Annotated in this window: 21 protein-coding genes; 5 read left to right on the top strand and 16 right to left on the bottom strand. The window is 56.2% G+C overall.

Annotated elements, in window-relative coordinates; genetic code table 11:
* The 6 genes from ACFPM8_RS12170 to ACFPM8_RS12145 all read right to left on the bottom strand — a co-directional run.
* Positions 1 to 823: glycosyltransferase (locus ACFPM8_RS12170; RefSeq protein ID WP_378997820.1), on the bottom strand; the 823-nt coding region annotated here is incomplete at its 3' end.
* Complete coding sequence (murJ, locus tag ACFPM8_RS12165) at positions 824 to 2,170, bottom strand: murein biosynthesis integral membrane protein MurJ (protein WP_378997819.1); 1,347 nt, start codon at positions 2,168 to 2,170, stop codon at positions 824 to 826.
* Positions 2,167 to 3,204: an NAD-dependent epimerase/dehydratase family protein gene (locus ACFPM8_RS12160; RefSeq protein WP_378997818.1), complete on the bottom strand. Its 1,038-nt coding sequence runs from the start codon at positions 3,202 to 3,204 to the stop codon at positions 2,167 to 2,169. The genes murJ and ACFPM8_RS12160 overlap by 4 nt, the downstream gene beginning before the upstream one ends.
* A gap of 40 nt (positions 3,205 to 3,244) precedes the next feature.
* Positions 3,245 to 4,522 carry a Vi polysaccharide biosynthesis UDP-N-acetylglucosamine C-6 dehydrogenase TviB gene (gene tviB, locus ACFPM8_RS12155; RefSeq protein ID WP_378997817.1) on the bottom strand — a complete coding sequence of 426 codons (1,278 nt, stop codon included), beginning with the start codon at positions 4,520 to 4,522 and terminating at the stop codon, positions 3,245 to 3,247.
* A 268-nt stretch (positions 4,523 to 4,790) separates the two neighbouring features.
* Positions 4,791 to 5,300, bottom strand: a complete 510-nt coding sequence (gene rfaH / locus ACFPM8_RS12150; protein ID WP_378997816.1) for a transcription/translation regulatory transformer protein RfaH — start codon at positions 5,298 to 5,300, stop codon at positions 4,791 to 4,793.
* Positions 5,297 to 6,451, bottom strand: coding sequence for an MraY family glycosyltransferase (locus ACFPM8_RS12145; protein ID WP_378997815.1), 1,155 nt, complete (start codon positions 6,449 to 6,451; stop codon positions 5,297 to 5,299). Before ACFPM8_RS12145 ends, rfaH begins: the two co-directional genes overlap by 4 nt.
* Positions 6,452 to 7,424: 973 nt before the next feature.
* Here ACFPM8_RS12145 and ACFPM8_RS12140 point away from each other — a divergent pair.
* From ACFPM8_RS12140 to ACFPM8_RS12130, 3 genes are all read left to right on the top strand, one after another.
* Positions 7,425 to 7,658 (top strand): hypothetical protein, encoded by a 234-nt coding sequence (locus tag ACFPM8_RS12140; protein WP_378997814.1) that lies wholly within the window; start codon positions 7,425 to 7,427, stop codon positions 7,656 to 7,658.
* 529 nt (positions 7,659 to 8,187) lie between these two features.
* Positions 8,188 to 10,116 (top strand): baseplate J/gp47 family protein, encoded by a 1,929-nt coding sequence (locus ACFPM8_RS12135; protein WP_378997813.1) that lies wholly within the window; start codon positions 8,188 to 8,190, stop codon positions 10,114 to 10,116.
* 190 nt (positions 10,117 to 10,306) lie between these two features.
* Positions 10,307 to 11,083: a WecB/TagA/CpsF family glycosyltransferase gene (locus ACFPM8_RS12130; RefSeq protein WP_378997812.1), complete on the top strand. Its 777-nt coding sequence runs from the start codon at positions 10,307 to 10,309 to the stop codon at positions 11,081 to 11,083.
* Positions 11,084 to 11,320: 237 nt separating this feature from the next.
* Here ACFPM8_RS12130 and ACFPM8_RS12125 read toward each other — a convergent pair whose 3' ends face one another.
* The 9 genes from ACFPM8_RS12125 to ACFPM8_RS12085 form a co-directional block, all read right to left on the bottom strand.
* Positions 11,321 to 13,540 (bottom strand): polysaccharide biosynthesis tyrosine autokinase, encoded by a 2,220-nt coding sequence (locus tag ACFPM8_RS12125; RefSeq protein ID WP_378997811.1) that lies wholly within the window; start codon positions 13,538 to 13,540, stop codon positions 11,321 to 11,323.
* A 25-nt stretch (positions 13,541 to 13,565) separates the two neighbouring features.
* On the bottom strand, positions 13,566 to 14,003 hold the full coding sequence (locus ACFPM8_RS12120; RefSeq protein WP_378997810.1) for a low molecular weight protein-tyrosine-phosphatase: 438 nt from the start codon (positions 14,001 to 14,003) through the stop codon (positions 13,566 to 13,568).
* Positions 14,000 to 15,313: a polysaccharide biosynthesis/export family protein gene (locus ACFPM8_RS12115; protein WP_378997809.1), complete on the bottom strand. Its 1,314-nt coding sequence runs from the start codon at positions 15,311 to 15,313 to the stop codon at positions 14,000 to 14,002. Before ACFPM8_RS12115 ends, ACFPM8_RS12120 begins: the two co-directional genes overlap by 4 nt.
* Before the next feature lie 231 nt (positions 15,314 to 15,544).
* The gene (locus ACFPM8_RS12110; RefSeq protein WP_378997808.1) at positions 15,545 to 15,991 is read right to left on the bottom strand and encodes a type IV pilin protein; all 447 of its coding nucleotides are present in this window, start codon (positions 15,989 to 15,991) and stop codon (positions 15,545 to 15,547) included.
* Between the two features lie 85 nt (positions 15,992 to 16,076).
* Positions 16,077 to 19,610, bottom strand: coding sequence for a pilus assembly protein (locus ACFPM8_RS12105; RefSeq protein WP_378997807.1), 3,534 nt, complete (start codon positions 19,608 to 19,610; stop codon positions 16,077 to 16,079).
* Between the two features lie 69 nt (positions 19,611 to 19,679).
* On the bottom strand, positions 19,680 to 20,189 hold the full coding sequence (locus ACFPM8_RS12100; protein WP_378997806.1) for a pilus assembly PilX family protein: 510 nt from the start codon (positions 20,187 to 20,189) through the stop codon (positions 19,680 to 19,682).
* Positions 20,186 to 21,259, bottom strand: coding sequence for a PilW family protein (locus ACFPM8_RS12095; protein WP_378997805.1), 1,074 nt, complete (start codon positions 21,257 to 21,259; stop codon positions 20,186 to 20,188). The genes ACFPM8_RS12100 and ACFPM8_RS12095 overlap by 4 nt, the downstream gene beginning before the upstream one ends.
* Positions 21,256 to 21,795: a type IV pilus modification protein PilV gene (pilV, locus tag ACFPM8_RS12090; RefSeq protein WP_378997804.1), complete on the bottom strand. Its 540-nt coding sequence runs from the start codon at positions 21,793 to 21,795 to the stop codon at positions 21,256 to 21,258. The genes ACFPM8_RS12095 and pilV overlap by 4 nt, the downstream gene beginning before the upstream one ends.
* A gap of 10 nt (positions 21,796 to 21,805) precedes the next feature.
* Positions 21,806 to 22,492 (bottom strand): GspH/FimT family pseudopilin, encoded by a 687-nt coding sequence (locus tag ACFPM8_RS12085; protein ID WP_378997803.1) that lies wholly within the window; start codon positions 22,490 to 22,492, stop codon positions 21,806 to 21,808.
* 354 nt (positions 22,493 to 22,846) lie between these two features.
* Here ACFPM8_RS12085 and ACFPM8_RS12080 point away from each other — a divergent pair, with 354 nt between their 5' ends.
* Together ACFPM8_RS12080 and ACFPM8_RS12075 are read left to right on the top strand one after the other, a co-directional pair.
* On the top strand, positions 22,847 to 23,116 hold the full coding sequence (locus ACFPM8_RS12080; protein ID WP_378997802.1) for a CopG family ribbon-helix-helix protein: 270 nt from the start codon (positions 22,847 to 22,849) through the stop codon (positions 23,114 to 23,116).
* Positions 23,116 to 23,391, top strand: coding sequence for a type II toxin-antitoxin system RelE/ParE family toxin (locus ACFPM8_RS12075; RefSeq protein WP_378997801.1), 276 nt, complete (start codon positions 23,116 to 23,118; stop codon positions 23,389 to 23,391). Before ACFPM8_RS12080 ends, ACFPM8_RS12075 begins: the two co-directional genes overlap by 1 nt.
* Before the next feature lie 357 nt (positions 23,392 to 23,748).
* Here the strand turns inward: ACFPM8_RS12075 and ACFPM8_RS12070 are convergent, their stop codons facing one another.
* On the bottom strand, positions 23,749 to 24,099 hold the full coding sequence (locus ACFPM8_RS12070; RefSeq protein WP_378997800.1) for a hypothetical protein: 351 nt from the start codon (positions 24,097 to 24,099) through the stop codon (positions 23,749 to 23,751).
* Between the last annotated feature and the right edge of the window lie 112 nt (positions 24,100 to 24,211).

Raw genomic sequence — 24,211 nt, 5'->3', positions numbered from 1 at the left:
TCATTACATAGAGATCTGCCTGCTGGTACCACTCCCCAACATTGCCGATGCGTCCCGGAAGAAAAACACGCTTATCCAGCCCCTTGGCCTTTAATTGCGCTTCCAGGACTTGGCGTTCGGGGCCCTCCCCGAGAATCACCAGGTCCCAATCCGGGTGCTTCTGTGCCAAGTGCGAAAATACCTCTACCAACAGTTCGAAATTTTTTTCTTTATTCAGCCGCCCCACCGCCAATAAGAGCTGTCGTTCGGGTGCGCAGACTTCGGATCGGTATTTTTTCGGCACATGCTCAGGAAGCGGCCAGCACGCAGGATTAGGAATAACCGAAACTCTTCGCGCCGATGTATGCGCTCCGATCCAATGGGCGCACTCTTGGGTAAGCGCCACAACGGCGGCTAGTTGACCATACGTTTTATGCCGCAACGCCTCCCAAATAGCGCCTAACGGTAGCTGGGGTGGAAATGTATGCTCGGAACCAATGGCACACACATTAGGGAACCTCCTTGCGGCCAGTGACAGAATCACATTCGCCGTACTCATCATCGCAAGCGCAACATCTGGCTGTATCTCACGCAGAGTGCGCCGCAATTCTTTTACCCGACGTATATTTCTCGAAAAGCGCGTTAACAAATTACCGCTATCACCAGTTAATTCAAATGCAACACGTTTAATCCCAGGGGGAAGTTTATAAAAGTCAGTGCTGGTTGATGCCAACGTTACTATAGTAATTTCCCAGCCTCTCGCGACCCAATGGTTTGCAAGATTTGTGGTGACGCGCTCTGCGCCGCCCATTTCAAGAGAATAAATGAATATGAGTAATCGCATTTAAATTATTCCTTTGTGATTCTCAGTGATATTTGTCAGTTTATATAGCGTGATAAAGGAAACGATATACATGAATGCCGTCGCAAGCGCGATACCTTTAATACCCATAGCCGGCACCAATAAGTAATTCCCGAAAATCTTGACTACAAGATTCGCTATGGCGCTCAGCGCAACCAGTTTGTGCATTCCCCTGCTCACCAATCCAGAAACCAATACCAGGCCTGCGAAATAAAACGGCAGTTGTACCAACGCATAACGCAATACCTCCGAGACCGCCGCCGAGTCCTGGGCGGTAAATGCACCCCGCTCGAAAAGCAATTTCACGACCCATGGCGCCAGCCACCAAGAAACAGCCGACGAGACGGCACCCACCAGGAACATGACGCCGGCCCATTGAGTCACGACACGGCGCACTTGCGTGTTCCCTTGTCGATGCGCCTTGGAAAATATTGGTAACGTGGCGCGACTGACAACGGTTCCTCCCAGCGTAAGGAGCAAGGCAAGAATGCGGTTTGCGTAACTGAGCGTAGCGAATGCACCGGTGCCTACATGGACCGCGAAAAACTGGTCAACGATGACGATTAAACTCATCAATGCCTGCCCGGCAAGCATGATCCCAAAACCGCGCCAAAATAAAGTCCACTGAGTGGATTGCCAAGTAAAGCGGGGAAACTCGATTTCTTTGCGGCGTGCCAACGGAATTGCAAGGCTGATGACGTGGGCGACAAAACCGCCGACGGTGGCCCAGACCAGCGGTTCAATGCCGCTGCCGGCGGAGATCAGAACTGCTATGCCGATGACAACCGCGGGGACGCCTTCCAGCAAGGTATTGGCATGTCGTCCCGCGGCCAGCATCCAGGCGGAAAGAAGACTGATCAGCACGCCCAAGGGCAGGAGAAAAGCAAGCGTCGGGGCCGCATGCGTGGCAAGTGCGGCGGTCGCCGGGGGCAGACCAGCCCACTGCGAACGCAGCACCATCGGCAGTCCCAGCCTGGCCAGGATCGCCAGGACCAGCCCCAGTACGATAGCCACACCGAACAGCTCTGCCCGAAAGCGCGGCAGCTCGCCGGCGGCATCCTGCCGCATTTTTGCGGCTAACGGCACCAACACCACGGTCAATACGCTGAACCAAACTCCAATTGGCCAGCTAATGAAGTTGAGGACAAAAAGATAGGCATCCACCTCAACACCGACACCGAAGCGATAGGCGACTGCCATCTCTTTGGCAGCCCCCGCCAGCTTGCCGATGATGACAAACAGGCTAACCCACGCCATGCCCGTGAAGATGGCGTGATGCTCCGGCTGGGCCGTTCTGATCCGAGCGCTAAGGGTGTTAACAATTTTCACGCTTGCCTTTTGCCATGGTGTTGTCCCACGTACCATGACATCGCCGTATTCAGACCCTCGCCAATGCGGTACTCAGGGGCATACCCGAGCCTTTGCGCAGATTTACTGACGTCCGCTTGAGATTGACGTACATCGCCATCCCGGAAGTCGCGATAGGCGATCTCCTTCTGATAATGAATACCATGCTTGCCGAGCGTGGATTTGAGAATCCCGACCAGTTCATTGAGAGTCGTGATATCACTCACAGCGACGTTATAAATTTCATTTTTGTTGTCGGCGGAAGTCGTCGCCGCCAGCAAATTCGCCTGAACCGCATTCTCCACAAAACAAAAATCGCGGCTGGTTTCGCCATCGCCGTTGATGCATACTTCTTCATTGCGGATCATTGCAGCTATCCATTTCGGGATCACGGCCGCATAAGCGCCGTTCGGATCCTGTCGCTTTCCAAAGACATTAAAGTAGCGCAGTCCGATCGTTTTAAATCCATAGCAGCGCGCAAATACCTCGGCGTACAGTTCATTGACATTCTTGGTGACGGCATAAGGCGATAGCGGCTTGCCGATGCGATCTTCCACCTTGGGCAAGCCTGGATGGTCGCCATAGGTGGCACTCGATGCCGCATAGACGAATGACGTCACCGCAGCACCTCTGGCCGCGACCAGCATATTCAGGAAGCCGCTGACATTGACATCGTTAGTGGTGACCGGGTCTTCGAGCGAGCGTGGAACGGATCCTAGCGCTGCCTGATGCAGCACATAATCGATGCCTTGCACTGCCTGTTGGCACGCATTGAGATCACGGATATCGCCCCTGATAAAACTAAAACTCGCCCATCGCTTGGAGCCGACCAGTTCTCTCACCTCGTCCAGATTATGTTGATACCCCGTCGCAAAGTTATCCAGGCCGACGACGGTCTGGTCAAGTTTCAGCAGTGTTTCCAATAAATTGGAACCAATGAAACCGGCGCATCCGGAAATGAGCCATTTTTTTGGGTGTTCGCGCAATTCTTGCTGGATCTGTTCGAAACGGTTCATGCCTTAGCTCCCCCTATTTGATAACTTGCAGACGACTTCGTTACAAGCGGATATCCGAATCGGCTTTCGGCAACAGATACTTCAGGTCGAACAGCACATGTTCTTTTTTGCCGAAGCTGCGCAGGCCGGCCACACCGATTTCCTTAAATTCGCTATGGGCCACTGCGAGGATAATGGCGTCGTATTTCCCGGGTTCCGGCAGGCGGATGGGAGTGATCCCGTATTCATGTTGCGCATTCCCGGCGCTGATCCAGGGGTCGTACACGTCGACGTTGACGTTGTAGCCTTTTAATTCGTTGATGATGTCGATCACTTTGGTATTGCGTATGTCCGGACAGTTTTCCTTGAACGTCAGGCCCATGACCAGGACGTTGGCGTCCTCAACCTGGATACAGCGCTTTAACATCTGCTTGACAAGCAGGCCGACAGCATAACTTCCCATGTTGTCGTTGATGCGGCGACCGGCCAGGATCACATGTGGGTGATAGCCGATTTCCTCTGCCTTGTGAGTCAGGTAGAACGGATCAACGCCGATGCAATGACCGCCTACCAGGCCCGGACGAAACGGCAGGAAATTCCATTTTGTGCCGGCGGCCTTCAGTACATCTTCGGTATCGATCCCCATTCTCTTGAAGATGATGGCGAGTTCATTCATGAGCGCGATGTTGAGGTCGCGCTGCGTATTTTCGATGACCTTCGCCGCTTCCGCCACTCTGATCGATGACGCCTTGTGGGTGCCGGCCTGGATGATGCTGCTGTAGAGCGCGTCAACAAAGTCGGCGGTCTCCGGCGTTGATCCGGAGGTGACTTTGGTAATGGTGGTTAGCCGGTGTACCTTGTCGCCCGGGTTAATCCGCTCCGGACTGTAGCCGACGAAAAAATCCTCATTGAACTTCAGGTTCGAGACGCGTTCAATGACCGGCACGCAATACTCTTCAGTGGCGCCTGGGTAGACGGTTGATTCGTAGACTGCAATGTCGCCTTTCTTGATGACTTTGCCCAAGGTTTCCGAGGCTTTTTGCAGCGGGGTCAAGTCCGGCTGCTTGTACTTGTCTATCGGGGTTGGCACGGTGACGATAAAAACCGTCGCCTGCCGCAAATCTTCCAGGTTTGTCGTATAGCGGAGGTGCTTTGCCTCTTTCAATTCAGACGCATCAACTTCCAATGTGTTATCAATGCCGTCCCGTAGTTCATGCACACGGCGCTGGTTGATGTCATAACCGAGCGTGGGATATTTTTTCCCGAATTCGACTGCCAGGGGCAAGCCGACATAACCAAGGCCAATGATTGCAATGCGAGTGTCTATCGATATTTTCATGATCTGTCCTTGGATGCAGAAGTGAGGATCGAATGATTCATGCAAAGATTTCAACAACACGGCCAGTACCGACAGCGGGTGTTACAGCAGGTCTCAACAGGGCTTTGCGCACAAGGCATCGGTAACCGCTTTCGTAACCGCTTTCTCATGCAGGCACGCTACCGCCCTTGGATTACCGGTTAAGTTCCAAAAACCGTTTGCCTCTCGATTTCAACCATCGCCTTCGCCCCGCTCTCATCAGCGTCCGGGCATGCGCTTGCCGCTCCAACTAAGCAATCTTGCGTAGCGTGTCCAGTTCGAACGCCAGTTTTTGCGGCTGACTGAGCAGTTCAATTAAAACCAGCGCCCTGGACTCGCCGTCCAACATTTGGAAAACCCCGTCGAGGCCGGAAAACGGTCCGGACTTGATGGCGACCTTTTCGCCGGCCGCAAATAGCGGCGTAGGAATCGGCGGTCGCGCATTGCCTAGCGCGTTCAGGATGACCTCGGATATGGTGGCAAAGCGGTCGCCAAATGCGACCAGCTTGCTGACGCCGCGCGTACTGCGCAGCCGCGCCCAATTACTCGACACGGTATCAAGTTGAATGAACAAGTAGCGCGAAAACAGCGGCTCAATAACGACTTCCAACTTACCGCGTCGCACTTTTTCAATTTGCAATGTCGGCAAAAAACAGGTGTACAGCTGATTCTCCAATTGCTCCAATGCGCGGAACTCCTGCCTCGGTTTTGTTTGGAGGACGTACCAACTGGTACCGATCGAGGACGCCGACTCGATCATGACAACTCTCCGTTGGTGTCGATGTCGACTGCAACGCTTGTCGCATGACGGCGACGCCAATAGCCGCGCGCGAGTCGCTTGTAAATGACCACGTATAACAAGACTTGCGCAAACACCAGCAGCAGCCCCCCAATCATCCGGCCGCCGGCGATCACGCTGATAAGGACGATCAGACCAATGCAAGGAACCATGACGCACGCAACCGCAGCGTTGCGTATCCAGGCCGGTGCAGCGTTATAAGGAATCAGCTTGACGGCAACGCGGCGATAGACAAGTGTGTGAAGATGCGAGCCGTCCGCCTCGCAAGGGCTGGATCTGCCGATGAATTTTCTGCGATAAATGCTATACAGGACTTCAATCACCGGATACGCGCAGATCGACAATACCTGCCAGGCATTCACCGATGGATTGCGCACCAGCAGCAATACCGCAATTTCGGAAACCCAGAAACCCAGAAAATAGGCACCGCCGTCGCCAAGAAACAACTTGCCTGTCGGGTAGTTCACCAACAGGAAACCGACGGCAACACCGAGACTCAGCACGGCAAGTGTCGCGACAAGAACATCTCCTGCCTGCCATGCAAGAAATCCCAGAGCTGCGGAGATGATTGCGATTACGCTGCCGGACAAGCCATTGAAGCCGTCGATGATATTGATCGCATTTGCCCCCCCTGCTACGACGATTGCCGTCACAACCAGGGCAAACGGCATGAATACCAGCAAGCTGTCGATTCCCCAGATATCGAGATGCTGGACGGTCGCGCCCAACAGTGCGCTGGCAATCAACGCGCTAGAAATCGTTGCCGTCAAACGTACTTTGACAGATACCCCTTTTATCAGATCTTCAGTGATTCCGGCGACCACGGCAGGCAAGCTGGCAATCAGCAGTTTCATTGCACTGTTTGCGTGCAATGTCGCGATTTGTCCGGGATAGATAATGATGAAAAATAAAAGAGTGCAGATGATTCCGGCGACTACGGCAAAACCGCCTACTCGGGGTACCGCTGTGGTGTGATATTTTTGGATGCCATCCAAATCGTGATCGAGCGTAAGCTTTCCGTGCCATCTCTGCGAACCAACGATCAGCACACAAACCGTAAAGCTTACAAACGCCGCCACTACCGCTATCTTAATCACTTGAGATGCCAGCATGATTACGCTCCGTTATCAACCGTCGCGTCAAACCGTGCAAACGGCTTGACACAGCAGTGGAGACAACTTCATACGTCGCTCGACTTCTCTCGCCATTCCGACACTGCGGTGCGAACCCAAATCCATCGACAACATGTGTTCGCCCAGGGTCGAGCCAAAAGCGCGCAGCGATATTCTCAAGCCGCCTGCTTCAAATAGCGAAAGCCACTCAATACTGATACTGGATATTTTTAGACTTTCAACCGCTGCTACAGCGGTCGCGCTACGGTGCCTGTCCGGCAGCAAGTGGCGCAGTGGTGCAAATAATCTACTGATACTGGATACTTTTCAGACTTTCAACCGCTGCTGTAGCGGTCGCGCTACGGTGCCTGTCCGGCATCAAGTGGCGCAGTTGTGCAAATAATCGCAACACCTCATTACTGAGACAACGGCCAATGCAAAAGGAGAAATCGGCATCAAACTCATCCTGCGAACTGCCCTGTGGCATCCACGAGTGTGTTATTTGCGGCGCCCACAAAGGAGGAAGGTGATCAAGCGCACTCTGTTTGCGACAGCCCCTGACGCATAGCATCCGGCGGCGGCGCATCAACGCACGAGCGATGAAATGTTTGATCATTGAGCTATTCATGCGAGGCAAATATTATTGCCGTATAGCATTATAGCAGCGCCGATGTAATTTAATATTCCCATTTGCAAATTTTCGTAAGGATTCCGTAAGAATTTGAGATTTAGGGAAGGAGGTGCGGCACAAGAGCTGCAAAAAATTCATGTGCGCGCATCATTTGAAGAGAGCGAGTAAACAACGTTGCTTTTCGTTGAATCCAACAAAAAATGGGTAAATTTGGAGCAAAAGACGTATTGCAAAAAGAGCATGTGGCGTGCTACCATTTTTCACAGTCGGATAAGTTGTCTTTTTGTTAAAAATATCCACTACTATCGGCCGATAGAGAAATGGGATTGGAGCGAGAAGAAAATGAAAGTCAAATCACAAGATAGTGCCTTCCAACCCGCCGTAGCACACAACAAGCGGAAAATGGACCGTTCAACCATGATCGACATCGGCATTCGACTGATCGGCACTTGCAGTTTCATTATTGGCCTGGTCGCCTTCGCGCTGAGCATGAGGCCGGCGTCAGATTACCTGCTTGCGGCCGGCGTGCTATGCCATCTGGTTTCTTGGTTCGGTGACTGGTGGAAAAAAAAATGAGGTTCGCAGGCAAACGCTAACCGGGCTGGCTTGTAATTTTCTCCATCTGCACGGATGGATCGACGCCTGACCAGCCAAACTACCAAAACAAAATTCTTCGATTACTGCCGGGACTATTCAATGGCAGTACACACGCATCGCGGCACGCAGTGTCGACGCCCCGCTCGCCATCCCAACAACTCCTGCGCCGACTAGCCTTCGCAAAATAACGCGCGATATCTCCTCACTGAAGCGCGGGCCTTGAGACGCCGTCCGCCAATAACAGATGCATGCCGTCCCGCCGAGCGATTGTCTGGGGCAACCTATCAGAAATGCCAGTTGTGAAATTCAATGGCGCCGTTACAGTCTATAGAACCTCGATATATCGAGTGCCCCATAGGCCGATCCACATATTGTTGGAGCGTACGATGATAGCCATTCTTCAATATCGCGACAAAATTCACCCCAGCACCTGTCTTGACAGCGCTTACACGTGGACTTTGACTTATACCGGATCCAACGTCGCGACTATTTCTGAGGGAGTGAAGCAATGACTAAAGCGCCTACGCTTCACGATTTGGTAGCATTCGACACTGGCGGGCACGATCCCGCCGCTATCGCCCCGCAAAGCTTTCTGGTGTCAAGCAGTGGGGCAGTAACATACTCGGGCGGCACCTTAACCATCCCGGCTCAGGTGGCAGTCTTAAGAGGCAACACGTTCAATATTGCGCAGCAAACTTTAACTCCGACAACGCCATCGCTGACGCTTGCGACAATAGACTCGGGTACCGTGACGCTTGTCCAAACAGCGCAGATACTATCAAAATTTAACGTCACGGTATCGAACGCCAGCGGCAACGCCGTCAGCGGCAGTCTTACGGTGAATGGTCTGGATGAGCGTGGCTATGTATTGTCGGATGTAGTGACCATCGCATCCGTTGCCAATGGCAATTCAGCCACTACAGCTTCCAATAAATATCTTGCGTCGATTACCGGCATTGCGCCAATAAGCGGAACCTTAGGCAATCCCGGGGTGACGATTACCCTGACTGAAAAACAATTCCGCAACCATCTTAAGATCAATTCCTCCGGGACGGTCGTCTATGCCAGCGACAATACCTACGCCGCAGACGAAGTCAAACTCGCCACATTTGAGGTGGTATCAACAGGTATCTTAAGCGTCCAGGATTGGCGGCTGCTCGGCGCGATCCCCAAAGCGCAACGAGTTGGCTCCGAAATTGTCGATTGGAGCGGCGGTACAGCAGAAGGACCGCCGTCATGGTTAGGCAACTGCATCTACGTGGCCGCCGAAACATTGGACGGACATCTGATCATTTCCGGTAACGGAGGATTGATTTCCGAATGGGATGGGCAGACATTCATCACTACTTTGACCTGCCCGGGATTGGTCCTGGCCGATAATATTACCGCCATATGCAACGTCGGCTTGAATATTTATGGGCACGAAATTATATTTTTCGGTACCTCGACCGGGAAAATCATCAGATGGGACAGGACTTCAAATAGCTACGGAAGCATCCGCGGCACGCCTCCTTCCAATGTCAACAAGATGGTCAAGGCCAGCGGCTCAGCCAATGCCTGGGTGATGGGAAGTTTGGGTTTTATTGGCTTTCTAAGCGAGTCCGGCTCGTCCGCATCTCTCGCGTCCTATACGTCCAACGCATCTTTTTCTGCAGGAGGAGACGCGATATATGACGGTGTGTATACGGACCGCCACCTCTATGCAGTCGGCGGTTCAGCTACCGGATTAAAATTCCATTCCTTTAACCTCGACACCTTCCAAGGCAGCAAATTAGGTAGTTACTTGCCGGGTACGACTGCACAGCTAGGCGGGAGCGGGTCTTCGACGGCAATTTTCGGCATAGGATTCGATCCAACATCGCGCAAACTGTTGCTGGCCGGTTTTGGAGCTTCTTTATACATCGCCGAATGGGATACAACCCAGCAATATGCCACTGGCTCACTGCAATTCACGACCAGTAGCGCCACTACGATACCGGCAGGAACGGTGGTAAGCAGCGGGATGATGCAATATCAGACGACCGAGACTGCTGTAGTGGGGTCTGCCGCCACCATAACAGTTCCTGCCATAGCCCAGACGGCGGGATTTGCCGCGTTGGCGGCAGTCTCGACGGTGACGACCTTGGTATCCGCCGTCGCCAACGTGACGGCAGTGACTAATCCCACTCCATTCGGCATGGGCAGGCTGATCGCATCCGGTGGGTCGGAAGACTTGCCGAACGGGCTATTGAGCAGCACTCCGCTGGCAGTAGCGTGGAGCGGCACGCAGTGGCTGATTGCCATGCAAGGCGGCGACGTGTTGTCATTTGACGGCACTCGCTTGACGCGCTTGACGGACAGATTCTCCTTCAAAGGGCGGGCGACCGGCATATTGAAGACGACCAGATGCACTTGGCTATTTGGAGATGAAGGAAGACTATTTTCAATGCCGCATTAAGTTTTCATTATGCGGATGCCGTAGGGCGCCTCTAAAAACCGTAGCGAGCGGCCCAAGGTCTGGGCGACGAAGTTGCAACACCTGCAGCCGTACGGAGTGGGTGAGCATCACAGCCCAGAGATTGGCGGGCTTGCCAAACTCTGCAGTAGGTTTTTAAGGTGCCCCATAGCGGCAACCCTGGGAGAACGCCATGTCGCGTAAAGGCAAGCAAGTGCTCGGGGCATTCGTCGACGCCTTGTCCTGGAACGATGCAGTCAGACAAATCGTGGTGTGGGGCGCCGCGCGCGAGTCCCGCTATGTCTGCATGTGCAATGCGCATTCGGTGGTGACCGCCACGCTCGATCCCGAGTTCGAAGCGGCGCTCAACCAGGCCGATATGGCGGCCCCTGACGGCGCGCCCGTGGCCTGGTCCTTGCGGATGCTGGGCTTTCCATCGCAGCAGCGCATCAATGGGCCGGATTTGATGTGGCGCTATCTGGCCGAAGCGGAACGGATCGGCCAGAGCGTTTTCTTTTACGGCAGTACCGAGGCTACCTTGCGCGCATTGAATGCGACGGTTGCCGGGCAGTTCCCGCGCTTGCAGCGAGCCGGCAGTTATTCGCCGTCTTTCGGTCCGCCCTCGGCGCTGGAAGACGAACAAGAAGTGGCGATCATCAACCACTCCGGCGCGCGCATAGTCTTGGTCGGACTGGGTTGCCCCAAGCAGGAAAAATGGATGGCGGCGCATCGCGGCCGGATCAACGCGGTGATGATCGGCGTCGGCGCTGCGTTCGACTACCATGCGGGCACTGTCAAACGAGCGCCGCCATGGATGCAGCGCAACGGGCTGGAATGGCTGTACCGCCTTGGCACCGAGCCGCGTCGATTATTGAAGCGCTATGTAGTGAGCAATTCGCTTTTTATTTTCGGCATTTCAAAACAATTGATCGCGGCTGCCCTGTTCAAGAACGATAGGACGGGAAGATGAGCGCAGCGCTTTAGCTGGGTTTGACGCATCCGAAACGGTGGATAACGCTGCGCTCATCCACCCTACTTTGGATACGCCCTATTTACGACTGGATCAAAATAAAAACGCCTGTCGCGGCAAACGCCATCAACAGGCCATATAAGAAAATCGAGCGACGCGTTTTTCGCGACTGATGAAAAATATTTCTTGTCTGGCTTCTTCTATGCATTCCTGTCTCCGCAAAATAGTCATTATTTTTCAGTATTTATATTCGGCGTAACGATACTTCCCATATTTATATCCATATCCGTAAGCACCCGGGCGGCGCCTGAGATCGTTGAAAATAATGCCCTTGACCGGCACCCCGGTCTGGCTCCAGCGCTTGATCGATTCCTTGATTTCCCCCATCGTGCTCTGGCCGGCACGCGTGATCATGAAGATGGCGCCGGCGAACGGACCGAGAATGAATGTGTCCGACACCGCCAGCACCGGCGAGGTATCGATCACGATGTAGTCGTACATGGCCGACAGCGATTGCAACAGGCGCTCGATATTTCCATGCAATAGCAATTCCGACGGGTTGGGCGGCAAGCTGCCGGTGGAAATAAAGTCGACGTTCTCAAGCACCCCTTTGCTCAGGGCTTGTTCCAGGCTGCAGCTTCCCGCCACCAGGTCGGATAGCCCCTTCCCCCGCCCTATGTTGAAGTATTGGTGCAGATAGCCCTTGCGCAAGTCGGCGTCGATCAGCAGGATTTTTTTGCCGGCCGCTGCCAGCACCGCGGCAAAATTGACTGAAACAAATGATTTTCCCAAGCCCGGCGTGGGGCCGGTGATCAGCAGTATATTGCTTTTGGCATCCAGCATTGAAAATTGCAGCGAGGTGCGCAAGCTGCGCAAGCTCTCGATCGCCGTATCCGTGGGGTCGGTTTGCGCCAACACCAACGATTGCGACGACTTGGTCAGCAACTGCCGATGCAGGAGTTCCTGCTTTTTACTGTGCGGAACGGTGGCGTACACGGTCAACCCCAGCATCTGCTCGATCTCATGCGCATCGTCGATCCCGCCGGACAGCGATTTTCTGATGAAGGCGCACATCACGCCAAGAAACAATCCGATCATCATCGAGATCGCAATCACTACCGGGCGCTTGGGCTTGATCGGCAGCTCCGGCACCACGGCCCCATCCACCAGCCGCACATTCCCCACCTTACCGGCCTTGACCAGCCGCAATTGCTGTGCGCTGTTCAATAGCGCGGTGTACAAATCGGTATTGACCTTGACGTCGCGGGTCAGGCGCAGCACATCCTGCTCCAGCAGCGGCAACTTTTTGATCTGGGTGGTAATCGCCCGTATTTCAGCATTGATTTCATTCATCTGACTGTCGATCCCGACCACGGCCGGATGATCGCTGGTGAAGCGAATCAGGAGCTCCTCCCTTTTTTGCTTCAGCTCGACCAGCTTGGTTTGGGCGGCGACCGACTGTTGCAGCAGCGATTTGGCTTCCTCGTCCAGGTCGATGGTGCCGCTCTTGTTGCGGAACTGGTTGTATTTACTCTCGGACTGTTCCAGCTGCAGCTTCAGGTCCGGTAATTGTTTCTCGAGGAAAGAAAGGGATTTTTCGGCTTCCTCCGATTTGCGCTCTACATTCTGGCGCACATATTCGCCGCCGATTTCGTTCAGGATGCTGCTGGTGACTGTCGGGTTGGTGCCTTCCAGCGTCACACCGAGAATGCCGGATTGCTTGCCTTTTTCGGAGATGTCCATCGCCTTTTGAAACTTTTCGATCATCGTCAGCCGGGAAAAGCGCGTCAGCAGGAATTGGGCCCCGGGCTTGGCCGTCAGCTGCTCTACCCGCAGCGTAATGTTGCCGTCTTCGACAGCGGCTTGCAGGGTAGATCCGGCGCGGCCTGTGAACTCAAGATTTTGTTTGCGTTCAGTCACCCTGAATTGACCGTTGCCTTCTGCCGTCAGGACAAACTCATTACCTTGCAGCGATTCGGGCACATTAAAAATGGAAACCTCGATCTGCTCCGCACCCCAGACATAACCGCCGTAGCCGAACAGGCCGGGCTCCGACAGTTCTTTGCTGCGTCCGGCCAGCCAAGCGCCGATCACCGGGAAATACTTGGGGCGGGCACTGATATAGAGCCGCAAATTGTCGACCGCGCGCGACACCACCATGCGCGAACGGAGGATTTCTATTTCGGAGGTCGCTGCCGTTTTGACATCGAACATGGCGGACAGGTCGCCCAGTATGTTTTTGGATGAGTTGGGGCTGTCTTCCACCTGGATCAGGATATTCGCTTCGTAGATCGGCTTCGCCACGAACGCATAGACAGTCCCCAGCATCACGACCGCCAGCGCGATGGCGGCGATCAGCCAGCGTTGGTCGAACAGGATGTCGAGATAGGTTGCCAGATCGAATTCGTCATCTTCCGGCACGCTGATTGGCACTAGCTGCTGAATGGGTTGATTCATCGGAATGATTATCCAAACGGTTGCATTAAGTGAGAAGCACGAGGTGCTGGGTCAACGCGTCAACGCCTTCGGCAATCAAGCTGTAGGTCTGGCGGAACACCGCCAGATCGCGCTGATAAGGGTCGGGAATGTCATATCCGCCGAATTCGCCAAGCCGGAATACCTTTCCTTTCGATGTCGCGTACTTCTGCTCGATGAAACGTTTTTGATCCAGATCCATGGTCACCACCAAATCCGCCTCACTGACCATCCACGGCAGCAGACTCTGCGCGCGGTGCGCGCTGATGTCGATGCCCTGTTCGCGCATCAACTGGACCGCCAGCGGGTCCGCCGGAAAACCTATCATCGCGGCAATGCCGGCTGAATACACCGTTTTCCCTGGCAATGCCCGCTTCAGCAAGCCCTCCGCCATCGGGCTGCGGCAGATGTTGCCGAGGCAGACCACCAGGATCTTGTTAATCATTTGGTGGCCTGCACCGCGCCGGTGACCGATTGCGCGCTCGGCAGGATCAGGCTGATCACGCGGTTCCATACGGCCAGCGGCGCGGCATCGACAAACACCACATCCTTGGCCTTGAGCTCGAAGTTTTCCGCCAAAGCCAGCGCCACCGGCGAGCGGGCGTCTAGGTGATACACGATCGGGTTCATGTCTTGCGCGTTGCGCACCACGTACACCAGCCGGCCGTCGCTGCTATACGGACTGAGCCCGCCGGCATCGCCCAGCGCCTCATTCAAGGTCAAACGGCCATTGCGCAGGGTCAGCGTGACCGGGCGCGACACATCGCCCAACACGAACACTTTGCTTTCTTCACGCGACAGCACCCGCACCACATCGCCGTTCATCAACAGGATGCTGGCCGGGTTGATGCCGTCCCGTACCAGTTGCGACAGATTGACCCGGTAAGTGACCCCAGCCCGACTGATGTCGATCTGGCTTTGATCGCCGCTCGGCAAGACGCCGCCGGCACGGTTAAGCGCCTCCACCAGGGTCATCGGGATGTCGTTGATAGCCTGGATGCCCGGCGTTTTGACTTCGCCGTCGAGATAAATCCGTTTGCTGCGATACGCCTGCACCCGCAGCGTCAAATCGGGTTTTTTGAGAAAGCGCGCCAGCTTGCGGGTCAGCAGGCTGCGCGCCTGCGCCTCCGTCAGTCCGCCCAGCTTGAGCGGACCCACATACGGAAATTGCACCAAGCCGTCCTGATCGACCACGAAACCCGGGGTGGCGCCATTGTCCATGCTGACGGGTGCGCCGCCGGACGAGCTGCTATAGCCGGCGCCGGATGATGCCAGCGATGCCGCCGCGGTCATGCCTGGTGTCGAGAGTTCAGGATGATCCCAGACCACGATAGAGAGGATGTCGGCGCTATCGATCCGGTACGGCGCCGGGTTGGCGATCAGGTGGCTGATGTCCTGGCTGGACTGCTGGTCGCGGATGGTTTTCTCGGCTTGCAACAATTCCAGCGTGATCGGTTTCATCACCGGCACCACCCCGGAACTCGCTTGCTGGATCACCTTTTTGTGGTCGCCCATCCGCATCCCGGTGGTCGTCGTCGAGCACGCGGCCAACATCGAAATCAGGCCAGTCAGCGCCCATCTTTGAAAACGGCTTTTCGAAAAAGAACGCATGAAGTCCTTTACCTGAAAATGCAAGCCTGCCAAGGCCTGCTGTTGCCCAAGCACTAGCCCGGATATTTCTCCGGAACGTGGATGATCGCGTGCGCTACAAGTCAGATCCGGCTGCGCCAGGCAGCCGATCTCGTCAATATGCACCTCCGCGCCAAATTCAGGGCCGGAACGGCGGCAACATCGGCAAATCAGTATCGAAAATACTTTTAGTTTCCTATGAGAAATCTTGCTCGCTCGGTGGCGCTGAGGTAACTGTCAAAACTGACAGTGTCAACTGTAACGGGGGAAGCGCTCGGACAATAGGTGAAGATCAGCCGAAACCGTTCGACCCATTCCAAAATCAGCATCCCCAGCGGCCATGCGACGCGTGTCAAATCAAGGATTCCAGCAAACCGATTGCGCGTTGCCGGAGCTATCCTTTGCCAGCTTCTGGCTAGCTTGATCCACGCTCATCGTGGCGCACGTGGTGTCAGCCGCTTGCGTCCCGGTGGCGGTCGCAGTCAGGGTATAAGTCGAGGCAGCCTGATTCGACAAGGCGATCGAGTAAAAGCCCTGGCTCGAGACCAGCGGAAAGATGGGCAGCGCCGCGCAAGCTTTGCTGTAGTCGAAGGTTTGCGCGTAGCAGCGTTCCAGGATGGTCTGCTGCTGCGCCAGCGTCGCCATCGCATCGGCGCGGTGCGCCTTGCGCACATAGCTGAGGTAGGACGGATAGGCAACGCGCGCAAGTATCCCCACGATCGCCACCACGATCATCAGCTCGATCAGGGAGAAGCCTCGAATGCGCAGGACCTTGGCTTGCATGCTGGAACGGGATGGTCGCATTGTGATTGTCCTTGGAAGTGATTGACATCTCTGTAATCGCCAGTTGCCGTCGGTCGGAACAGCCGGCAAACCGTCCTAACCGTCCTCACTGAAGTTGCCACCAGGCGATCCTGCGCGGGGTATTGTTGGGATCGAGCACGGTGACCTGCTGCCCGCCCGACTGCGTGATGATCTTGATCATATTGTTGTTCTGGTTCGGGCCAAGGGTGGTCGGCGAACTGGCGTAACCGGGCGGCAGCGCAATCCCCACCGGATTGCCTCCCTTGTACTGATCGCTCAGGTTGATGAGAGCGTTGCCGTTGATATCAAGCTGCGGCTGCTGGAAGGTGCCGCCGGTCTGGAAATTAAGCTCCAGAAACATCGAGCTGAATCCGACGCCGCACACATTCGACGGCGGGGTGTTCAAGCTGGTGATGAAAGCACCATTGAGTAACTGCGGCGCGGTCACGATGCGCTGCCCGGCAATGAGCAGGTCGTCATACCAGCCGACCTTGGTGACCCAATTCACGGCATTGCCGGTATCGGTCAGTATGTCTTGCGGCAAACCGGAGGTCGCCGCGGTGACCAGGCTCAGGGTCTGCACTTGCAGATTTGAGCGGCTGTATACGGTACTGGCCCCCGGCTTGTCCCACACCCCGTAAACCGTTTGTATCTGCTGACTGCTCAGGTCGGTCTGGGTCAGCAATTGTCCGGTGCCGAACATGATGAACAGGCCCTGCAAACGCGGGTAGTTCGGATGGAGGGTAACCAGCGGCGCCGTGGTGATCGGCTGCGGATTGCCGCTGCTGTCCCGCGCCTGGAACAGCAACCTCGCCTTCCATTTCGTCGGATCGGCATTGGATACGTCCACCGCCCACAGATTGCCTTGCAGGTCGCCGGCATACACCTGTGTAATCGGCTGCCCTTGCAGTCCATCGCCATTGCCCACCGCCACCGTCGACAAACCTTGCGGCAGCGTCGTGCTACAGGCGGCGGACACCGCCGCACACAGATCGATCTTGCTGATGGTCTGGCCGTTTTGCGGATTGATCGCATACAGTACGGCCTTGTTGTTCGGACTGTTGTAGCCGTTCCCGAAAAACACCGCGAACCCTGGCGCGCTGCTACTGGCCGGATTGATCTGCGCAATTTGCGGCTCGCTGTAACTCTTGCCCATATCGGCGTCGGTGAATTCCCACAGCACCGAGCTGGCTAGATTGGCTTCTGTGGTGATGTTCTTCGGATTGGTGACATCCAGCGCATAAATACTGTTGCCGCCGCCATTTTCGCCGCCCAGCAGCAAGGTGTGCCAGCTGGCGTCGATGAACTGCACATCCCCTGTTTGCGGTGAGCCGTCGACGAAAAACAGATGGCTTTGGTTATACAGCGGCGCACTCAAGTTGCTGAGATTGCTGAACACAGCGTTGGGCACGAAGGCGAACTGTTCGGCCCCCGTAGCGGCATTAAAAGCATGCAGCATGCCATCGTTAGCCCCTACGTACAGCATGGCTTGGCGGCTGGCCTGGGCCTTGGCGAAGCTGACGTAGCCGGCAGACAGGTAAGTGCCGGTCGGCGCTCCCACATACGCCGGCTGACTGTCGACAATGTCGCCCAGGATATGCGAGCGGTTGCGAAATGCGCCGCCGTTGCGCTTCTCCAGAGCGCTGTTGCCGCGCAAGTACTGCAGCCTGCTCGAGCCCAAGGTATCGGCGGGTTGCAGCAGCGTTTGCTGGGCCGTACTAAGGTTGGCCCATTGAAACGGTACGGCCCCTCCGGCGCTACTGGTCAGGGTGGGGTTCCAGGTAGCGATCAAGCGGCTGCTGGACCAGCCGCCGCCGGCCGCCTGCGAGTCCAGCAGTGTCTGTGCCGACCACAACGCGGCGCCGGTCGGCGCGCCGGTGGCCGGGTCCAGCGCCTTTTCGATCAGATTGCCGGTCCAGTCCTGATACGGCGTGTCGCTGGAGGTGAAGTTGGCCTGATATTCCACGGTGCCGGCTTGCAGATGGGTCGAGTTGACCGCGGCCGCGGTGGTCGACAGCGAGCCGTTTTGCACCGAGATCAGAATGCTGTTGAGACCGCTCACCAGTGCCGCCGGACTGGTGGCCGGGTAGTAAGCTCCGGTGCCGCCGGCGATCGCCATCGCCGCCAGCGTGGCGGCTGCCTGCGGGTTGAGCGTAGGATCGACCCCGGCCCCCAGGCCGATGATATAGGTCTTGATGCCGGCGCCATTGAGACTGTTCAGTGTGCTGATGGTGTCTGTCAAGGCCTGGTCGTTAGTGGTTTTCAAGGAGCCGTCGCTATTGAAGGTGGCCGTCACGCCATATCCCTGTGCTGCGGCGCTGCCTAGCGGCGGCCAGGAATTCCCGTTCAGATCCTGGGTCGGCAAACCGTCGGAAATCAGCACCACATATTGTTTGGGCGTACAGCCGCTGGCGGCGGAGTTAACGGTTGCGAGATAACTCTTTGCTTTCGACAGCAGGCCTGCCACCGGCGACTGGCCGGCGACGGCTTTGATTTCTGCGCTGGATGCGTTGTTGGTCTCCGGGCTGAGAAAAGGCAGGAACTTGTTAATCGCCGTGGTCACACTGGTGCTGGTCGGGACGGTTCCCGCGGTGGTGATTGGCACAACCACATTGCCGGTCGTGGCGGATTGGCTGCCGCCATAGCCGAAGCCGCGTTCGGCATACATCACCTGCGGAGAATAAGGCACAAAACCGGCGTTGGTCGGACTGGTCCCGAATGCACCGTTATTGGGACTGGTGCTGCCGTATGAGACAAACACGCCGCCGTTGTTGTAATTGGCCAGGGAAAAATTCGGCGGGTAAGGGGAAGCCGGACTGGGTCCGTTGTAGGACACAAAAATGCCGGATAGCCCCCCCGCCGAAGCGTACAGCACATCGTTGATGCTGGGATCGTCGCTGGAGGCGCCGATCTGCATATACAAACTCGCAGCCAGCGTGGTCGCGTTATATAAGCCGGCGATCGACTTGCAATTGCTGTTAACCGTAGCCGACGCTGTCAGATAACCGAAACACGGGTTCGGCACATAGCGATTACCGCTGGTTTGCAGACTGGTAAACGTGAAATTGCCGGTTTGCGGCGACATGTAATACACCCAGGTGGTGTACAGGCTGGTGCCGCTGGTACTGTAAGTCTCCAGGGCGAAATCGGTGTTCTGCATATAGGACTGGATGATGGCCTGGACCCCGGCTTTGGCGACGTTGAGCCGGCTGGCGCCGTTGTCGACCAGGGTCCCGCTCTGGTTCACGGTGTACGGCGCTTGCCCGCTCGCATCGGCCGCCTGCACCGGTGGCGTGAAGCCGGCGGGTACAAGGTAATTGACTGGTGAACTGGAGCCATTGAGAGTACTCAAGCCACTCGCCAGCGTGCCGGAACCGGCCATGATGGCCCCGCTCAATGTGCCGTCCATGGACTCCGAGTTGCCGATCGCGATCAGCACCTGAGGATGGACCGGGGTAGCCAGCGTGAGCGGGATCTGGGAAATGATCTGGGACGGGATCGCGCCCGTCGTTGCACGTAACGATACGGAACTGGATAAGGCCACGAGCGCCGCCGCGATCATCGCAATTGAGGCGATACCTTGTCCGTGCGAGCCGAGTCTGGTTTTATATGCTGGCATCACGCTGGGTTCCCCTGTCGCCTTCCATGCTGTACACACAAGGCCTCTGAATATTTTCTGCAGGATTATTTATGGCTGGATTTGCACCGTGCTTTGCAACACCACCGGCGAGTTGCCGCTGGCCCCGACTGCGCGTGCCGTAATGCGATAAATCTGGGCCGGCGTCTTCATGTTCTGCCCGGGCCGGATTACGGACGGCAACTGCTCGATGATAAAAGCCGCTGGCGCACTGGAACCACCCTGGAAACTCTGGATCACTGCGCTGGAACTGGTCCAATCCACGCTGCTCCACAACGGAGCGCTGCTGGCGCTGAACAAATACAGACCTTTGGTGTTGGCCAAAAAACCGCCTGCCGCGTAATTACCGGCGAGCACGTTATTGATAGCCTGATTCAGCGCCCCCTCCGCCGCCTGGAAAGCCACTTGCGCATCGGCGGCATTGGTAGCGATGCGGGTTTGCGTGCTGTTGAGCGACAACGCCGCCAGCGCCATCATGGTCAGCATCAGCACCAGGATGGTGGTTGTGATCAACACCGAGCCGCGCTGTGAGAACAACCGCAACGATTGGACGCAAGTCATGATGTCGAATTTCTCAGATTGATGATCATTTCATACACATGCCGCAGCCGGTTGTCGGCCGGCGCCGTCACGCTGCTGCCCAGCACCGTGAATTGCGTTGGATTGGTGCTGCTGGCGCTGCCGGATCCCGCCTGGCCCTCGATCAGGAAACCCAGGCGTACCGCGTACACCTGGGCCCAGTTGACGACCGCGTTGGCGGTCACATACTGCGTCAGCGCCCCATTGCTTCCGATGCCATACAACACCTGCATGGTTTCGACGCCAGGCACCAAGGGCTGAATGGTCCAGGTAGCGCCGTTGAGCGTGGCGCGCATCAGGGCGCTTTGCCCCCCCTGCCCCTGGGCCACGAAAAATGCGATTTGCTGCAGCGGGACAAATTGGGAGCCTATCGGATAGTTGACCGCGAGAAAATCAGACGTATTGGCCAGCGCGCCGCTGCCGGCGGCGTGCGTGAGGGTGTTGCCTGCCACCGCAGTAATTTGAAATACGGAAGTCTTCAAACAGTCGGAAACGGCGCCAAACTGTCCGACGGAAATCCCGCTGCCCGTAGCGTTCTGCACCACCAGTGAGTTGCTGCCCGAGCCGATGGTGACAACGCCGACTGGCTGGCTGCCGGGAATGGTTCCCAACACGACCAGTACGTCGCTACCGGCCTCGACGTTGCCCGCCAGCGAAGCGTCCAGGCTGGGCGACCAATCGCCGGCATTGCTGTCGTTGGCGGCGTTGTCCTTGCTGATAGTAAGCGTGGTGCCGGCGTCATAACCCATCAGCATGCTGGGGTTTGCGCCTAAGGTGCCGAGCGGCGCCGGACCGCCTGGATTCAGGTTCGACAGTGCCTGCACCAGCGTGGCGCAGCCGCTGAAGCCGGCGGCGCGTATGGTGGGAGTGAGCAATGCGGAAATAGCGTTTTCCGCGTTCTGGATGGATGCCTGGGAATTGGTGGTTTTGTAAGTCCGGGTTTGCGCCAGATAAACCCCGATAACCGCAGCCACCAGGATCAGGCCGATGGTCATCGCCACCATCAGTTCGACCAATGAGACGCCGCGTGCAGGTGGTTGCCGGTATTTCATAACAGGGTCTGGATCACGAACTGAGCCAGGTTCGGGCTGGCCGCCGGAGCGGCGCCGAGTGCGCCCAGATTTTTTTGGGCCGGACTGTCATCCCATTGCACAGTCACCGTGACCAGCGTGTTCCCTCCCGTGGCTGCGGCGGCGGTGCTGACGGCGCCGCTACCGTTAGGCAACTGGGCCACATCCTTGGCCAGCCAGTGCCAGGTGTCGTAAGCGACCAACTGCGCAGCGGTGCAAGCGGTGCTGGCGCAATCGGTAGCCGGCGCGCTGGGCAAGGTTGGCGTGCCGCTTTTCACCAAATTGCTGACGTTGTAATTGCCGTTGACAGCGGCTTGGCGATTGGCCCGCATGCGATCGAAGATGTCATAGGCGGACTGCACGGATTGCTGTTTGATATAACTGGAGCTATTTGACTTGTGCGAGAGCAGCAACATGCCGGCGATACCCATCATGCCGGTTGCCAGGACCACCACGGCGATCAACACTTCGAGCATGGCAAAACCGGTCGAGCTTGCTTGCGCGTTGGTTTTCATCATGGCTTCTCATTCATGGACATGTCAGCGCACTACCATCCCACACCGCCAGCCCTGGTGTAGGTCCCGATTGTATAAATCCGGTGGGCAGCACCTGCACCGAACGAGCAAATTTAGCTCCGCGGCTGTCGCACACCTTGAAATTAGCCTGCGTAGTGGCTAGACCGCGCGGGTCGAACGTCACGCTGGATGCCGCCGTGCCGCCGATCGGCACGGCCGACAGCACTGGACCGTTAGCTGCCGTCGGATGGCTTTGCAACAAAGTTGCCGCGCCCGTTGGCGGTTGGCTGACGATCATCCAGCCCGCCCCCCAACTTGCGCCGCAGGTGGTCGAACCCGATGTCCCGCTTGGGCACGCCTGTATGTTGATAATCTGGCTCAGCGCCGTATTGCGGGCATAGTTCAGCGCATTGACCAGCCCGTCTGCCTGTGCCGACTCGCGCTGGTTCAGCACCATGGTCTGAAATGAAGGCGCTGCCACCCCCAACAAGATAGCCAGTACTGTGATTGTTATTAACAACTCGACCAAAGTGAAACCTGCAACGCGCAAGAGGCTCCCAGGCTGGTTCAATCGCTGCCGCGGACCATCGCGATCATTGCAAATACCGCCAGTGAGTGCAAATTGGGTCAAATCGAATGAAATGCTATTCACGATTGCAATCCCCCCGCATTTAGCAAATGCCACTCTATTTTTACTCAATTAATTGCCATAAGGCAAATTCTAAATTTTCAGGATTGCTCTTTTTGATATGCGGCGCTCATTGCAACGACTCAAAGCGATACTGGCGAGTGGCGGGCCACCTGACTACTGTAGGGCGGATGAGCGCAGCGTTATCCGCCGCTTGATGCACCACCTGCATTCGATGTATCTAACACGGTGAAACGGCGGATAACGCTGCGCTCATCCGCCCTACCGACGTTGACCGTCAGCATCAGGCAAAAGTCTGAAAGCAGAACGGTTGATTAAATCAAAATTAATCACTATGATTAATTTAAAATCAAAGAGATGATTGCCTCCCAACAATGTGAGATCCAGATAACCGAGGAAATAGAGATGGCTGATGTAGACACCAAAGTATTAACTGCACACGTTCCGTTGCCTCTGGCCGAAAAAGTCGATCAACTAGCCGCTCGCCTTGAACGGTCGCGCGGCTGGGTCATAAAGCAAGCGTTGTCGGCCTGGATCGATCAGGAAGAGGAACGCAGTCGCCTGACCCGTGAGGCGTTGGCTGATGTGGACGCAGGCCGCGTTATTGATCATCAGGCCGTGCAGGCATGGGCGGATAGCTTGACTGCCGATACCCCATTGCCGGTACCACGCTGATGGAACTTAAGTGGACTAGTAAGGCGTTATCCGATCTGTCGCGGCTTTATGAATTTCTGGCATCGGTAAATAGGAATGCCGCGGCGCGCACAGTACAGTCACTTACCGCTGCACCGACAATCCTGTTGACGAACCCGCGCGTCGGTGAAAGTCTCGAAGAATTCGAGCCGCGTGAGGTGCGTCGAATCCTCGTTGGGCATTATGAGATGCGCTACGAAATTCAAGAATCAGTCATCTACGTGCTGCGCCTTTGGCACACGCGCGAGGATCGCTAGCATGATTTTATCGCCCGGATGCGGCCCCTATTTGGCCAACGTCGACGCTCTTTTAGCACCGTGGCGACCCACCTGACTATTGTAGGGCGGATGAGCGCAGCGTTATCCGCCGCTAGTGTCCTGAGTTACTAATTCGTTGAAGACTTAAATATGTCGAAATCGGCACGAGACAAGGAACAAAGCACAGCAAGGCTGGAGCCTTGCGCGCATTTGTGACGCCGTATCGGGGCGATTCTCGGCATATTTATTCAATGAATTAGTGATTCAGGACACTAGATGCACCACCTGCATTCGATGTATCTAACACGGTGAAACGGCGGATAACGCTGCGCTCATCCGCCCTACCGGCATTGGCGGTCAGCGGTTGGTCGGGCGCTGTCTGGCTATCAAGTCGTTCAGGTAATCAACGCTGGTCTCGGATTTGCCCAATACCGCTTCGGTCGAGCCCATCATCCAGCGCAGCAGCAGGTCGACATCGCAAGCGTTCAACGGCGGCGGACAATCGGGGTCGCCGTGCTCTTGCGCCAGATGGTTGGCATGCAACATAGACAGCCCCTTGTAAATGCCCTGGCACATGTCCAGCGTGAACGCGATGCATTGCGCCGCTTGATCGGTGCGCAAGTCTTTGTCCAGCCATGAGAAAGGCTGATGCTCTGGGATATCCGGGATGGGTGGGAATGGGCGAGGCTTCTTCTTACTACTAGTCATGTCGGTCTCCTAGCGGTGGATGAATCCGCGCCCCGCCGTCTGGCGTGGGTGATCGAGTCGCCCAAAGGAACCTCCCCTTCAGGCTCTCACAGAACCGGACGTGAACCTCTCG

The sequence above is a fragment of the Paraherbaspirillum soli genome, from assembly GCF_042654985.1.
Taxonomy (GTDB): domain Bacteria; phylum Pseudomonadota; class Gammaproteobacteria; order Burkholderiales; family Burkholderiaceae_D; genus Paraherbaspirillum; species Paraherbaspirillum soli.
Note: the sequence above shows the minus strand (reverse complement) of the source record. Positions and strands in the feature narration are given on the sequence as shown.

What these genes read in the sequence shown, in the direction of transcription:
- ACFPM8_RS12075 (WP_378997801.1), top strand. Translation starts at nt 23,116, where the DNA reads ATGGAACTTAAGTGGACTAGTAAGGCGTTATCCGATCTGTCGCGGCTT.
- tviB (WP_378997817.1), bottom strand. Translation starts at nt 4,522, where the DNA reads ATGAAAATATCGATAGACACTCGCATTGCAATCATTGGCCTTGGTTAT.
- rfaH (WP_378997816.1), bottom strand. Translation starts at nt 5,300, where the DNA reads ATGATCGAGTCGGCGTCCTCGATCGGTACCAGTTGGTACGTCCTCCAA.
- ACFPM8_RS12130 (WP_378997812.1), top strand. Translation starts at nt 10,307, where the DNA reads ATGTCGCGTAAAGGCAAGCAAGTGCTCGGGGCATTCGTCGACGCCTTG.
- ACFPM8_RS12110 (WP_378997808.1), bottom strand. Translation starts at nt 15,991, where the DNA reads ATGCGACCATCCCGTTCCAGCATGCAAGCCAAGGTCCTGCGCATTCGA.
- ACFPM8_RS12100 (WP_378997806.1), bottom strand. Translation starts at nt 20,189, where the DNA reads ATGACTTGCGTCCAATCGTTGCGGTTGTTCTCACAGCGCGGCTCGGTG.
- pilV (WP_378997804.1), bottom strand. Translation starts at nt 21,795, where the DNA reads ATGATGAAAACCAACGCGCAAGCAAGCTCGACCGGTTTTGCCATGCTC.
- ACFPM8_RS12135 (WP_378997813.1), top strand. Translation starts at nt 8,188, where the DNA reads ATGACTAAAGCGCCTACGCTTCACGATTTGGTAGCATTCGACACTGGC.
- ACFPM8_RS12105 (WP_378997807.1), bottom strand. Translation starts at nt 19,610, where the DNA reads ATGCCAGCATATAAAACCAGACTCGGCTCGCACGGACAAGGTATCGCC.
- ACFPM8_RS12125 (WP_378997811.1), bottom strand. Translation starts at nt 13,540, where the DNA reads ATGAATCAACCCATTCAGCAGCTAGTGCCAATCAGCGTGCCGGAAGAT.
- ACFPM8_RS12145 (WP_378997815.1), bottom strand. Translation starts at nt 6,451, where the DNA reads ATGCTGGCATCTCAAGTGATTAAGATAGCGGTAGTGGCGGCGTTTGTA.
- ACFPM8_RS12095 (WP_378997805.1), bottom strand. Translation starts at nt 21,259, where the DNA reads ATGAAATACCGGCAACCACCTGCACGCGGCGTCTCATTGGTCGAACTG.
- ACFPM8_RS12160 (WP_378997818.1), bottom strand. Translation starts at nt 3,204, where the DNA reads ATGAACCGTTTCGAACAGATCCAGCAAGAATTGCGCGAACACCCAAAA.
- ACFPM8_RS12120 (WP_378997810.1), bottom strand. Translation starts at nt 14,003, where the DNA reads ATGATTAACAAGATCCTGGTGGTCTGCCTCGGCAACATCTGCCGCAGC.
- ACFPM8_RS12080 (WP_378997802.1), top strand. Translation starts at nt 22,847, where the DNA reads ATGGCTGATGTAGACACCAAAGTATTAACTGCACACGTTCCGTTGCCT.
- ACFPM8_RS12070 (WP_378997800.1), bottom strand. Translation starts at nt 24,099, where the DNA reads ATGACTAGTAGTAAGAAGAAGCCTCGCCCATTCCCACCCATCCCGGAT.
- ACFPM8_RS12140 (WP_378997814.1), top strand. Translation starts at nt 7,425, where the DNA reads ATGAAAGTCAAATCACAAGATAGTGCCTTCCAACCCGCCGTAGCACAC.